We start from the raw sequence: 12,699 nt of genomic DNA, 5'->3' as shown, positions 1-12,699 counted from the left end.
GATGGCACAACTCTCGGACGACTGCTTCGCATTCGGCGGCCCCATGATGTCGGTCGACGAAGCCGTCTCGATTATTGGCAGTCGCATTGATGCCGTGACGGATACGGAATGGGTCGATCTGGCCGAGGCGGATGGCCGCATCCTCGGTGCCAACATCAAAGCACCGCTGGCGCTGCCGCCATTCACCAATTCAGCGGTTGATGGGTATGCGGTGCGCGGCGCGGATTTGCCGCGCGACACCGAGCAGGCATTTCCGATCGCCGGGCGTATTCAGGCGGGGGCCTCGGCGTCGGCTGCCATCGCCGCCGGTGAAGCGGTTCGCATTTTTACCGGCGCGCCGATGCCCGCTGGCGCCGATACTGTGTTCATGCAGGAGGACGTACGGATCGACCAGGCTGGCAAAGTTGTGCTGCCGCCGGGTCTCAAAGCCGGTGCCAATGTGCGCCCGGTCGGTGAGGATACTCCTGCAGGTCATTCGGCGCTGCTCGCCGGGCGGCAATTGCGACCGCAGGACATCGCGCTGATTGCTGCATTCGGGCTCACCAATGTTGAGGTAAGGCGACGCCTGCGCATTGCCGTGTTCTCGACTGGCAATGAGGTGGTGTCGCCCGGCGCGCCGCGCGGTGCTGCGCAACTCTTCGACTCCAATCGCTTCATGATGACGGCAATGCTGAAGCGGCTTGGTTGCGAGGTCAGCGATCTCGGCATTTTGCGCGATGATCGCGCCTCCCTTGCATCAGCGTTGAAAGAAGCCGCTGGCAATCATGATCTGATCCTTACTTCGGGTGGCGTTTCCACGGGCGAAGAGGATCACGTCAAGGCCGCAGTCGAGAGCGTCGGGACGCTGGTGCTCTGGCGCATGGCGATCAAGCCGGGCCGTCCGGTGGCAATGGGCGTCATCGGCGGCACGCCATTTATCGGGCTGCCGGGAAATCCCGTGGCAAGCTTTGTGACTTTTGCCTACGTCGTCCGCCCGACCGTTCTGGCGCTGGCTGGCACAGCACAGAAAAGGCCCATACCGATGCCGGTACGCGCTGCCTTTAGCTACAAGAAGAAGATCGGCCGCCGCGAGTACGTGCGGGTCAGTTTACGCAAAGGTGAGGGGGCACTGGAGGCGGTAAAATTTCCGCGCGAAGGCGCGGGCCTTCTCTCATCGCTGGTGGATACCGACGGATTGGTCGAACTCGATGAAGAGGTCACAACGGTTGAGCCCGGCCAGACGGTCGGGTTTCTGGACTATTCAAGTCTGGTCTAGCGCCACATCAGCCTGGCCCGACCAGGTTGTGGCCGGGGTCGCCGACGCGGGCTCCACTGGTCGTGAACGCGACATAGCCAGGCTCTTGGAAAGCGTTCAGGATCATTGACGTGCCGGCGGCGGCAACTCCGGCAAACAGCAACGCCGCGATAAATACTCTCATGGCATTCCCCAGCAAATCATTTGTTCCACATACATTTTGGGCGTCGGAATCGGGCAAAGCAAGCAATCGATTGTCGCGCTCGCGTCGCATGTCTTGGACTCATGGGGTGAAAATGATGCACTGCAAGAGATGGCTAAGGCGCCAGTTGACGATGATCATGGCCTCCGCCATTGAGAGGTATGGCTATGACCAAGCTCGATCTGACGGGGCTTAAATGCCCGCTGCCGGTACTGAAGACGCGAAAGGCGTTGAAGACGTTGATCGCGGGCGATCGGCTTGAGGTACATTGCACCGATCCGTTGTCCGTCATCGATATTCCCAATCTGATCCGGGAAACCGGTGATCGCGTTGAGATCATCGAACGCGCCGAACAACGAATCGTGTTCATGATCGAGAAGGCGGATGGAGCGTCCGCTTGATCGGCCCGGACACTTCGCCGGCGTGGCCGGTGGAAATCCGGCTTGCGAAAGACAGGCGCTCTCTGGTCATCGCCTTCGATGATGGCAAGGTCTTCAACCTCTCCGCCGAACTGCTGCGCGTGACCAGCCCTTCGGCCGAGGTGCAGGGACATTCCGAAGCGGAGCGGAAAACTGTCGGCGGCAAGCGTAACGTCGCCATTCTTTCCGTAGATGCCGTCGGAAACTATGCAGTGCGGATCGGTTTTGACGATATGCACAATACCGGGATTTACTCCTGGGCATTCCTGCATGATCTCGGCATCAACGCCGAAGGTCGCTTTCAAAACTATCTTGATGATCTGGCTGCCAAGCAGTTGGACCGCGACAAGCCCGGAATCCGTTAACGCTTACTGCACGTGTCCATAGCCGTGGCGTCGGCAAGCGGCAGCTCCGGAATTCCATTTCATATTGCGTAAAGGGGTAGCAATCGGCGTCATTGCGCAACCTTGGAATAATTCTTGGCATATTGAATGCCAGATACTATCGTCCGGGGTTCTAAGACTTTGGGAAGAGACATTCGAATGCATCATAACGTCCAAGAGGTTCAGCCATTCGAACACCCTGGTGAAGGCCGCCGGCGGGCAAAATCGACGCCCAAAGGTCGACAGATTGACCCGCAAGCCGCTGAAGAAATAGAGATTTTGCTCGAAGGTCGCTCCCGGCAGCGCGACCTGCTGATCGAGCATCTCCACCTGATCCAGGAGAGGTACAACCAGATTTCGGCGGCTCATTTGGCTGCGCTTGCCGACTCGATGAAACTGGCTTTCGCGGAGGTGTTCGAAACCGCGACCTTCTACGCGCATTTCGACGTGGTCAAAGAAGGCCAGCCCGATCTTCCGCCGCTGACCATCCGGGTTTGCGATTCTCTGACCTGCGCGATGCTCGGCGCGGAGACGCTGCTGAGTGAGTTGAAGAAGAGCGCCGGCCCCGGCGTGCGTGTCGTGCGCGCGCCTTGCGTCGGGCGCTGCGACACAGCGCCGGCTGCGGAGGTGGGACACAATTTCGTCGATCATGCGAGCGTTGAGAGCGTTCTGGCCGCGGCGAAAAGCGGTGATACCCACGCGCATCTGCCGAAGTACATCGATTACGACTCCTACGTTGCCGAGGGCGGCTACGCGCTGCTGACGAAGTTGCGCTCCGGTGCGATGACGAAAGAGGATTTGCTGAAGGCGCTCGATGACGCGTCGCTGCGTGGTCTTGGTGGCGCAGGTTTCCCGACCGGCCGCAAGTGGCGCGCCGTTCTGGGCGAGCCGGGTCCTCGCCTCATGGCGATCAACGGTGACGAAGGCGAGCCGGGGACTTTCAAGGATCGCTACTATCTCGAAACCGACCCGCATCGCTTTATCGAAGGCATGTTGATCGGCGCGCATGTCGTTGAAGCTCCCGATGTCTACATCTATCTGCGCGACGAGTATCCAGCGTCGCGCGAAATCATCGAACGCGAAATCAAGAAACTGCCGCCCGGCGGTCCGACATTGCATCTGCGCCGCGGTGCAGGCGCGTACATTTGCGGTGAAGAATCCGCACTGCTCGAAAGCATCGAAGGCAAGCGCGGGTTGCCTCGTCACAAGCCCCCATATCCGTTTCAGGTTGGCCTGTTCGGCCTGCCGACCCTGATCAACAACATCGAAACGCTGTGGTGGGTGCGCGACATCGTCGAAAAGGGCGGAGACTGGTGGAAATCGCAGGGCCGCAACGAACGTCAGGGCTTGCGCAGCTACTCGGTCTCCGGGCGTGTGAAAAATCCTGGCATGAAACTCGCGCCTGCCGGTGTCACGGTGCGTGAACTGATCGACGAGTTCTGCGGCGGCATGGCCGATGGGCATACGTTTCACGCGTATCTGCCGGGCGGTGCCTCGGGTGGCATCCTGCCGGCGTCGATGGACAACATCCCCCTCGATTTCGGCACGCTGGAAAAATATGGCTGCTTTATCGGTTCTGCGGCGGTTGTCATCCTGTCCGACAAGGATGAGGTCAAGGATGCTGCGCTAAACCTGATGCGCTTCTTCGAGGATGAGAGTTGCGGCCAGTGTACGCCATGCCGCGTCGGAACGCAGAAGGCGGCGACGCTGATGGAACAGCGCGTGTGGAACCGCGATCTGCTCGATGAATTGAGTCAGGCGATGCGTGATGCATCAATTTGCGGTCTGGGGCAGGCGGCTTCAAACCCGCTGACTACCGTCATCAAATATTTTCCCGAGGAATTCGCGCCCAAGGAAGCCGCAGAATGACCAAGATCCAATTTGAGCTGGACGGGAAGATGGTCGAGGCCCAGCCGGGCGAGTCGATCTGGCAGGTCGCCAAACGTGAAGGGACGGAAATTCCGCACCTGTGTTATTCGCCGGAGCCAGACTATCGCGCCGACGGCAATTGCCGCGCATGCATGGTGGAAATTGAAGGCGAGCGTGTGCTGGCGGCTTCCTGCAAGCGTATGCCCAATGTCGGCATGAAGGTTAAGTCAGCGAGCGCACGCGCCGTCTCCGCCCGCAAGATGGTGATGGAGTTGCTCGTCGCGGATCAGCCAGCGCGGGCGACTTCGCACGATCCGGATTCGAAATTCTGGAACTGGGCCGACAAGGTCGAGGTCACCGAAAGCCGTTTCCCGGCCAATGATCGCTGGGCGGGCGACAGCAGCCATCCGGCGATGAGCGTCAATCTCGACGCCTGCATTCAGTGCGGACTATGCGTGCGCGCCTGCCGCGAGGTTCAAGTCAACGATGTCATCGGCATGGCCTACCGCAACCATGACGCCAAGATCGTGTTCGACTTTGACGACCCGATGGGCGAATCCACCTGCGTCGCATGCGGCGAATGCGTCCAGGCGTGTCCGACCGGCGCGCTGATGCCGTCAGCGTATCTCGACGCCAACCAGACCCGCACGGTTTATCCCGACAAGACGGTCGCCTCACTCTGTCCGTTCTGTGGCGTCGGCTGTCAGGTCGAGTATCAGGTCAAGGACGAGAAGATTGTCTATGCCGAGGGCCGCGATGGCCCTGCCAACCACAACCGCCTCTGCGTCAAGGGGCGCTTCGGCTTCGACTACATTCATCACCCTCACCGGATCACGAAGCCGCTGGTCCGATTGCCGAATGCCAAAAAGGACGCCAGAGATCAGGTCGATCCGGCTAACCCGTTCACGCACTTCCGCGAAGCGTCGTGGGAAGAAGCTCTCGATATCGCCGCCAAGGGCCTTGCCAAAATTCGCGATACAAAGGGCGTCAAGGCGCTGGCAGGTTTCGGATCGGCAAAGGGCTCAAACGAGGAAGCCTATCTGTTCCAGAAATTGGTCCGCACCGGCTTCGGCTCGAACAACGTGGATCATTGTACGCGACTGTGCCACGCGTCCTCGGTTGCAGCCCTGATGGAAGGCCTGAACTCGGGCGCCGTGTCCGCGCCGTTCGCAGCGGCCGCGGATGCGGAGGTGATTATCGTCATTGGTGCGAATCCAACCGTCAATCATCCTGTCGCGGCGACCTATATCAAGAACGCGGCGAAGAAGGGCGCGAAGCTGGTCGTGATGGATCCGCGCCGACAATCGCTGTCGCGTCACGCGACCATGCATCTGCAGTTCAAGCCCGGCAGCGATGTAGCGATGCTGAATGCAATGCTGCACACGATCATCACCGAGGGTTTGACCGACGCGCAGTATATTGCCGGTTACACCGAGGGGTTCGACGACCTCAAGGAAAAGATCAAGGAATTCCCGCCGGAGAAGATGGAATTGATCTGCGGCGTTCCAGCCGAGACCCTGCGCGAAGTCGCCCGCATGTATGCGAAGGCGAAATCGTCGATCATCTTCTGGGGCATGGGCATCAGCCAGCACGTCCACGGCACTGACAACGCGCGATGCCTCATCGCACTTGCGCTGACTACAGGACAGATCGGCCGTCCCGGCACGGGCCTGCACCCGCTGCGCGGTCAGAACAATGTGCAAGGCGCATCGGATGCGGGTCTCATTCCGATGTTTCTGCCGGATTATCAGCCTGTGGGCCGTGTCGACTTGCGTCAGCCGTTCGAGAAACTCTGGCATCAGGAGATCGATCCGGTCCGGGGATTGACTGTTGTAGAGATCATGGATGCAATCCATGCAGGTGATATTACCGGCATGTACATCGAGGGTGAGAATCCCGCGATGTCAGACCCCGATTTGCAGCACGCCCGTCAGGCGCTAGCCATGCTGGAGCATCTGGTGGTGCAGGATTTGTTTGTGACTGAGACTGCGTTCCATGCCGACGTGATATTGCCGGCATCTGCATTCGCCGAGAAGGAAGGCTCGTTCACCAACACCGATCGTCGCGTGCAGATCGCACGTCAGGTGATCAAGCCACCCGGCGATGCCCGGCAGGATCTGTGGATCATTCAGGAAATCGCCAAGCGTATGGGGCTCGACTGGAATTACAGCGGTCCTGCCGATGTGTTCACCGAGATGACCTATGTGATGCCGTCGCTGAAAAACATCACGTGGGAACGGCTCGAGCGCGAAGGTGCGGTGACTTATCCGGTCGATGATCCGTTCAAGGCTGGCAACGAGATCATTTTCACCACAGGTTTCCCGACCGAAAGCGGCCGCGGCAAGATCGTGCCGGCGCGTGTCACAGCGCCGGACGAGATTCCCGACGACGAGTACCCGATGGTGCTGTCGACGGGCCGCGTGCTTGAACACTGGCACACCGGCTCGATGACGCGCCGTTCGGAGGTGCTCGACAGCATCGAACCTGAGGCCGTTGCCTTCATGTCGCCGAGGGACATGCGGCGGATAAACGTATGGCCCGGAGATTTCATAAAGTTGGAAACGCGCCGAGGCGCTATCGAGGTCAAGATTCGCTCCGACCGCGACGTTCCTGAAAACATGGTCTTCATGCCGTTCTGCTACGCCGAAGCGGCAGCAAACCTGCTGACCAATCCGGCGCTTGATCCGTTCGGGAAAATTCCTGAGTTCAAGTTCTGTGCTGTGCGTGTGGAGCGCGCTGAGCTTCGCACTGCGGCGGAGTAGTATTGAACGCAAAGCCGTGGCGGTCAGACAACGCCGCCGTTGGCGCTGCCGGTTATCCGCAGAATCACCAGTTCTCGTGGGTGTGCGCCTTTATCGACTGGCTCGCTTCTGAATTCGCGCGCCGGCTGCCGCTCGCCGGGCCATATGGCTCGGTCAAAACCTGAATCGCGCGCAAATTCAGTGTTCTGAGCGGTTAGCGTCTCCCGCAGCCCTTCAACCAAGCCGGAAATTGCTTGGCGACGATGCACGGAACTCTGTCATCGGGCGGCCCGCGCGCTGTACACAGTTGTTAAAATTCCTTTCCGTTCATATTTTGAGCGGGCGAGCTGAAGTCGATTTTCATAAAATATATCAACAGGGTACGCGGATGAATTCAGTGGTGTCCTGTGCTGTCACAGGGTGTCACACGACTGTCATCCAACCTCCATAAAAGCTCTATGCCGGACCTCTAAAGAGACGGCCTCGGGAAACAATCTCCGATGATTGTGCACCCGCTCACACGATGGAGAGACCCAGTGAATTTCATCAAAACAGCCGTCGTTGCTGGCCTTGTCGCCGCATCGACCTCGGCTTTTGCCGCCGACATCACCGGTGCGGGTGCGACGTTCCCGTTCCCCGTCTATTCGAAATGGGCTGACGCCTACAAGAAAGAGACGGGCAATGGCCTGAACTACCAGTCGATCGGTTCCGGCGCCGGCATCAAGCAGATCCAGGCCAAGACCGTGACCTTCGGCGCGACCGACGCGCCGCTCAAGGCTGAACAGCTTGAGAAGGACGGCCTCATTCAGTGGCCGATGGTGATGGGCGCGATCGTGCCTGTCGTGAACCTCCAAGGCATCAAGCCGGGCGAACTCGTGCTCTCCGGCGAACTGCTCGGCGACATCTATCTCGGCAAGATCACCAAGTGGAACGACCCTGCCATTGCCAAGCTGAACCCGAAGCTCACCCTGCCGACCGACGCCATCACCGTGGTGCGCCGTTCGGATGGTTCGGGAACGACCTTCAACTTCACCGACTACCTGTCGAAGGTCAACGCCGAGTGGAAGGCCAAGGTCGGCCTGGGAACGGCTGTTGAATGGCCCACCGGCGTCGGCGCCAAGGGCAACGAAGGCGTTGCAGGGAACGTCGGTCAGACCAAGAATTCGATTGGGTACGTCGAGTACGCATACGCCAAGCAGAACAAGCTGACCCATGCAGCGATGACCAACAAGGCCGGCAAGACCGTCCAGCCGACCGTGGCTACGTTCCAGGCCGCAGCGTCCAACGCTGATTGGGCCAAGGCTCCCGGTTACTACGTGATCCTGACCGATCAGCCGGGTGAGGCTTCGTGGCCGATCACCGCCGCGACCTTCATCCTGATGCACAAGGTTCCGGTCGACAAAGCCGCGTCCGCGGAAGCGATCAAGTTCTTCAAGTGGTCGTTCGAGAAGGGCGACAAGATGGCTGAGGATCTCGACTACATCCCGATGCCTGAGCCGGTGGTCAAGATGATCGAAAAGACCTGGTCGGCCGACATCAAGAGCTAAGCGAACATTCCGAAGGAGAGGCCTGCTGCCTCTCCTTCGGTTCCTTTGACGGCATCCGCGCCAATCAAGACGTGTGCGGCTAGCAGACTTCAATTAGAATGAATGGGACAGGGGACGAGCGTGGCAGAGATGACCGTTCAGAGCACCTCGATAGACGAAGCTGGACCTTACGATCGCGCGAAGGCTCTGAGCGCATTCAAGTTCGGGGACAAGGCATTCTATTGGACCACTCGGGCCTGTGCGCTCGCGGTTCTTCTCATTCTCGGCGGCATCATTCTCTCCCTGATCGCGGGCGCATGGCCTGCGATGAAGGAGTACGGATTCTCCTTCCTGTGGACGCAGCGCTGGGCGCCGTCCGCGGATCCACCGGTGCTCGGTGCGCTTGGCCCGATCTACGGCACGCTGGTAACGTCGGTGATCGCGATGATGATCGCCATTCCGATCGGTATCGGCATCGCGATCTTTCTGACCGAGTTGTGTCCACAATGGCTGCGCCGCCCGATCGGCATGGCGGTCGAACTGCTCGCCGGCGTTCCGTCGATCATCTATGGCATGTGGGGCTTCTTCGTGCTCGGCCCGTTCCTGGCGAACACCTTTCAGCCCTTCATGATCAAGATTTTCGACGGCGTGCCAATTCTCGGCACCATCTTCGCGGGCCCGCCGTCGTATCTCAGCCTATTCAATGCCGCACTGATCCTCGCGATCATGGTGCTGCCTTTCATCACCTCGATTTCGGTCGACGTGTTCAAGACGGTTCCGCCGGTCTTGAAGGAAGCAGCCTACGGCGTCGGTTGCACTACATGGGAAGTCGTCCGTAACGTCGTCATTCCCTATACGCGGGTCGGCGTGATCGGCGGCATCATGCTGGCGCTCGGCCGCGCGCTCGGCGAGACGATGGCCGTCACCTTCATCATCGGAAACTCGTTTAGGATATCGACCTCGGTCTTTGCGCCCGGCACGACAATTTCAGCAGCTATCGCCAGCGAATTTGCCGAAAGCGATGGCCTGCACCAGTCGGGTCTCATCCTGCTCGGTCTGCTGCTTTTCGTTCTCACATTCTTCGTGCTGGCGTCAGCGCGGCTGATGCTGATGCGCCTCGAGAAGAAGGCGGGGAACTGAGCCATGAATCCGATTTATGCCTCCCGTCGCCGCTCTGACATCGTGATCCGTATCCTGTGTCTCGGTGCCGCGTTGTTCGGCGTCACCTGGCTTGCGCTGATCCTGTTCACATTGTTCTACAACGGCCTCGCGGGCCTGAACCTTAGTATCTTTACCGAGAACACTCCGCCGCCGGGCTCTACCGATGGCGGATTGCTTAATGCCATCGTTGGTTCGATCATCATGACGGTGCTGGGTGTCGGGATCGGTGCGCCGGTTGGATTGTTTGCCGGTACTTACCTTGCCGAGTACGGCAAGCACGACAGATTGACGTCGGTGATCCGCTTTATCAACGATATCCTGTTGAGCGCGCCGTCGATTATCATCGGTTTGTTCGTCTACGGCGCCGTCGTCGTGCCGATGGGCGGTTTCTCCGCGCTCGCAGGCACACTGGCTCTGGCGGTCATCGTCATTCCGGTGGTGGTACGCACCACGGAGGACATGCTCGGCCTTGTTCCCAACCCACTACGTGAAGCGGCATCCGCACTCGGCCTGCCGCGTTCACTGGTCATCAAGCGTATTTCTTATCGTGCCGCGCGCGCAGGCCTGATCACCGGCGTTCTGTTGGCCACTGCACGCGTTGCCGGCGAAACCGCGCCGCTGCTGTTCACAGCGCTCAGCAATCAGTTCTTCAGTCTTGATCTTACCAAGACGATGGCCAACCTGCCGGTGACCATCAACAACTTCGTCCAGAGCCCGTACGAGTACTGGAAACAGCTCGCATGGAGTGGGGCACTGCTTATCACCTTGACCGTACTTGCCCTTAACATTGGCGCACGCATTCTTGGCGCTGAGAGGACCTCGAAATGAGCGAACAGCTTTCAGTGAGTGTTGATCTTCCGCGCGGGCACGTACCGGGGGTAGTTGCCCAGGCGGACGCGCGAGCCAAGGTGACAGCGCGCGACTTGAATTTCTATTATGGCGAGCATCACGCTCTGAAGAACATCAATCTTGCTCTGGGCGAGAATCGTGTCACCGCATTTATCGGTCCGTCGGGATGCGGCAAATCGACTTTGCTGCGCATCTTCAACCGGATGTACGATCTCTATCCTGGTCAGCGTGCGGTCGGACACCTGATGCTGGATTCGACCAACATTCTGGATCCGAAGCTCGACCTCAATCTGTTGCGCGCCCGGATCGGAATGGTGTTCCAGAAGCCGACACCGTTTCCGATGACGATCTACGAGAACATCGCTTTCGGCATCAGGCTTTACGAGAAGATCTCGAAGTCGGAAATGGACGGCCGCGTCGAAGCCGCGCTGAAGGGTGGAGCGCTCTGGAACGAGGTCAAGGATAAGTTGAATGCCAGCGGTCTCAGCCTGTCAGGCGGGCAGCAGCAACGCCTGTGCATCGCGCGCACCGTTGCGGTTCGTCCCGAGGTGATCCTGTTCGACGAGCCTTGCTCGGCGCTCGATCCGATTTCGACCGCGAAGATCGAGGAGCTGATCCAGGAGCTGAAGGAAGATTACACGATCGCCATCGTAACGCATAATATGCAGCAGGCGGCGCGTGTGTCGGACAAGACCGCGTTCATGTATCTCGGCGAATTGATCGAGTTCGACGACACCAACAAGATTTTCACCTCGCCGACCGATCGGCGCACGCAAGACTACATCACCGGCCGATTCGGCTGACGCGCATTTCGCGGGAGAGACATACCATGGGTTCAGATCACACCGCCAAGGCGTTCGATGAAGACCTTCAGGAGCTTAACCGGCTTGTGGCCGAGATGGGCGGCCTGGCTGAACGGCAGATCGTCGATTCCGTCGATGCCTTGATCCGCCGCGACGTTGCGCTTGGCAAGCGTGTCGTCGCCGCAGACCTCGACATCGACAAGCTGCAGCACCTGATCGAGGAGCGTGCGGTTCTGACGATTGCGCGCCGTCAGCCAATGGCGGTCGACTTGCGCGAGATCGTCAGCTCGATGCGTGTCGCGACCGATCTTGAGCGTATCGGCGACCTGTCCAAGAATATCGGTAAGCGCGTTGCGGCGCTCGATAGTGATTTTCATCCGCTGAAATTGATCCGCGGACTGGAGCACATGACCGACCTTGTGCAGTCGCAGGTGAAATCTGTGCTCGATGCCTACGCAGCGCATGATCTGCCTGCCGCCATGGTGGTCTGGAAGGGCGACGAGGAGGTCGATGCGATTTGCACCTCGCTGTTCCGTGAACTCCTGACCTACATGATGGAAGACCCGCGCAACATCGGCTTCTGTATCCACCTGATGTTCTGCGCCAAGAACATCGAGCGGATTGGCGATCACGCGACCAATATCGCAGAGACGGTGTTCTATATGATCGAAGGCCAGCAGATGATCGATCAGCGCCCGAAGGGCGATATGACGAACTTTGCAGCGGCCGCGTCTGGAAATTAATGTGTCTCAATTGAAGGATCGAGCATGAGCGCCCGAATTCTTGTGGTCGAAGACGAAGAAGCGCTGACAACGCTGCTTCGCTACAACCTTGATGCCGAGGGCTACGACGTCGAAACGGTTGCACGTGGCGACGATGCGGATACACGGCTCAAGGAGCATGTTCCCGATCTCATCGTCCTCGACTGGATGCTTCCGGGCCTGTCCGGGATTGAGCTATGCCGCCGGTTGCGTGCGCGACCAGAGACCAAGCAGATTCCAATCATCATGCTGACCGCGCGCGGCGAGGAAAGCGAACGGGTGAGGGGGCTTGCAACTGGTGCGGACGATTACATCGTGAAGCCGTTCTCGGTGCCGGAATTGCTGGCACGCGTGAAGGGTCTTTTGCGGCGTGCCAGTCCTGAGCGCCTCGCCACGGTGCTCGCATTCGGCGACATCGAATTGGATCGGGACAGACGGCGCGTTGCTCGCTCGGGCCGTCCTATCGATCTCGGACCGACCGAATACCGGCTCCTGGAGTTCTTCCTTGAGCACCCGGGACGCGTGTTCAGCCGCGAGCAGTTGCTCGACGGCGTATGGGGGCGCGACATCTATATCGATGAGCGTACCGTAGACGTCCACATCGGGCGGCTGCGGAAGCTTCTGAATCTCGGGCGAGAATCCGATCCGATCCGCACCGTTCGCGGCGCAGGCTATGCGCTTGACGATCGATTTGCCAAGGCGGAATAGCGTCAGGCTAAGAGCCGTCGATTGGCGCGCGAAGATGATCCGT

13 protein-coding genes are annotated in these 12,699 nt (G+C 59.4%); 12 read left to right on the top strand and 1 reads right to left on the bottom strand.

Annotated features, from left to right (window positions below; all coding sequences use genetic code 11):
• Position 1 precedes the first annotated feature (1 nt).
• Positions 2–1,255, top strand: coding sequence for a molybdopterin molybdotransferase MoeA (locus YH63_RS20050; protein ID WP_046830045.1), 1,254 nt, complete (start codon positions 2–4; stop codon positions 1,253–1,255).
• 7 nt (positions 1,256–1,262) lie between these two features.
• On the opposite strand, the gene YH63_RS20045 is transcribed toward YH63_RS20050, so the two are convergent.
• Positions 1,263–1,508: a hypothetical protein gene (locus YH63_RS20045; protein ID WP_137325257.1), complete on the bottom strand. Its 246-nt coding sequence runs from the start codon at positions 1,506–1,508 to the stop codon at positions 1,263–1,265.
• A gap of 89 nt (positions 1,509–1,597) precedes the next feature.
• On the opposite strand from YH63_RS20045, the gene YH63_RS20040 reads away from it, so the two are divergent.
• From YH63_RS20040 to phoB, 11 genes are all read left to right on the top strand, one after another.
• Positions 1,598–1,837 (top strand): sulfurtransferase TusA family protein, encoded by a 240-nt coding sequence (locus YH63_RS20040; RefSeq protein ID WP_046830044.1) that lies wholly within the window; start codon positions 1,598–1,600, stop codon positions 1,835–1,837.
• Positions 1,837–2,220, top strand: a complete 384-nt coding sequence (locus tag YH63_RS20035; protein WP_046830325.1) for a gamma-butyrobetaine hydroxylase-like domain-containing protein — start codon at positions 1,837–1,839, stop codon at positions 2,218–2,220. The genes YH63_RS20040 and YH63_RS20035 overlap by 1 nt, the downstream gene beginning before the upstream one ends.
• A 177-nt stretch (positions 2,221–2,397) precedes the next feature.
• A complete protein-coding gene (locus YH63_RS20030) occupies positions 2,398–4,107 on the top strand; it encodes an NADH-ubiquinone oxidoreductase-F iron-sulfur binding region domain-containing protein (protein WP_046830043.1) in 1,710 nt (569 codons plus the stop codon).
• Positions 4,104–6,869 carry a formate dehydrogenase subunit alpha gene (gene fdhF, locus YH63_RS20025; protein WP_046830042.1) on the top strand — a complete coding sequence of 922 codons (2,766 nt, stop codon included), beginning with the start codon at positions 4,104–4,106 and terminating at the stop codon, positions 6,867–6,869. Before YH63_RS20030 ends, fdhF begins: the two co-directional genes overlap by 4 nt.
• A 2-nt stretch (positions 6,870–6,871) precedes the next feature.
• Positions 6,872–7,033, top strand: a complete 162-nt coding sequence (locus YH63_RS21730; protein WP_170978721.1) for a hypothetical protein — start codon at positions 6,872–6,874, stop codon at positions 7,031–7,033.
• Between the two features lie 351 nt (positions 7,034–7,384).
• The gene (gene pstS, locus YH63_RS20020; RefSeq protein ID WP_046830041.1) at positions 7,385–8,395 is read left to right on the top strand and encodes a phosphate ABC transporter substrate-binding protein PstS; all 1,011 of its coding nucleotides are present in this window, start codon (positions 7,385–7,387) and stop codon (positions 8,393–8,395) included.
• Positions 8,396–8,515: 120 nt separating this feature from the next.
• A complete protein-coding gene (pstC, locus tag YH63_RS20015; protein WP_137325256.1) occupies positions 8,516–9,514 on the top strand; it encodes a phosphate ABC transporter permease subunit PstC in 999 nt (332 codons plus the stop codon).
• 3 nt (positions 9,515–9,517) lie between these two features.
• On the top strand, positions 9,518–10,363 hold the full coding sequence (gene pstA, locus YH63_RS20010; RefSeq protein WP_046830039.1) for a phosphate ABC transporter permease PstA: 846 nt from the start codon (positions 9,518–9,520) through the stop codon (positions 10,361–10,363).
• Positions 10,360–11,187, top strand: coding sequence for a phosphate ABC transporter ATP-binding protein PstB (pstB, locus tag YH63_RS20005; protein ID WP_046830038.1), 828 nt, complete (start codon positions 10,360–10,362; stop codon positions 11,185–11,187). The genes pstA and pstB overlap by 4 nt, the downstream gene beginning before the upstream one ends.
• 26 nt (positions 11,188–11,213) lie before the next feature.
• A complete protein-coding gene (gene phoU, locus YH63_RS20000; protein ID WP_046830037.1) occupies positions 11,214–11,930 on the top strand; it encodes a phosphate signaling complex protein PhoU in 717 nt (238 codons plus the stop codon).
• Positions 11,931–11,954: 24 nt separating this feature from the next.
• Positions 11,955–12,656 carry a phosphate regulon transcriptional regulator PhoB gene (gene phoB / locus YH63_RS19995; protein WP_046830036.1) on the top strand — a complete coding sequence of 234 codons (702 nt, stop codon included), beginning with the start codon at positions 11,955–11,957 and terminating at the stop codon, positions 12,654–12,656.
• Positions 12,657–12,699: the final 43 nt, after the last annotated feature.

The sequence above is a fragment of the Afipia massiliensis genome, assembly GCF_001006325.2.
GTDB classification, from domain to species: domain Bacteria; phylum Pseudomonadota; class Alphaproteobacteria; order Rhizobiales; family Xanthobacteraceae; genus Afipia; species Afipia massiliensis_A.
Note: the sequence above shows the minus strand (reverse complement) of the source record. Positions and strands in the feature narration are given on the sequence as shown.

Excerpts from the sequence above, each read along its gene's own strand:
- YH63_RS20050 (WP_046830045.1), top strand. The coding sequence starts at position 2 with ATGGCACAACTCTCGGACGACTGCTTCGCATTCGGCGGCCCCATGATG.
- YH63_RS20045 (WP_137325257.1), bottom strand. The coding sequence starts at position 1,508 with ATGCGACGCGAGCGCGACAATCGATTGCTTGCTTTGCCCGATTCCGAC.
- YH63_RS20040 (WP_046830044.1), top strand. The coding sequence starts at position 1,598 with ATGGCTATGACCAAGCTCGATCTGACGGGGCTTAAATGCCCGCTGCCG.
- YH63_RS20030 (WP_046830043.1), top strand. The coding sequence starts at position 2,398 with ATGCATCATAACGTCCAAGAGGTTCAGCCATTCGAACACCCTGGTGAA.
- fdhF (WP_046830042.1), top strand. The coding sequence starts at position 4,104 with ATGACCAAGATCCAATTTGAGCTGGACGGGAAGATGGTCGAGGCCCAG.
- pstA (WP_046830039.1), top strand. The coding sequence starts at position 9,518 with ATGAATCCGATTTATGCCTCCCGTCGCCGCTCTGACATCGTGATCCGT.
- pstB (WP_046830038.1), top strand. The coding sequence starts at position 10,360 with ATGAGCGAACAGCTTTCAGTGAGTGTTGATCTTCCGCGCGGGCACGTA.
- phoU (WP_046830037.1), top strand. The coding sequence starts at position 11,214 with ATGGGTTCAGATCACACCGCCAAGGCGTTCGATGAAGACCTTCAGGAG.
- phoB (WP_046830036.1), top strand. The coding sequence starts at position 11,955 with ATGAGCGCCCGAATTCTTGTGGTCGAAGACGAAGAAGCGCTGACAACG.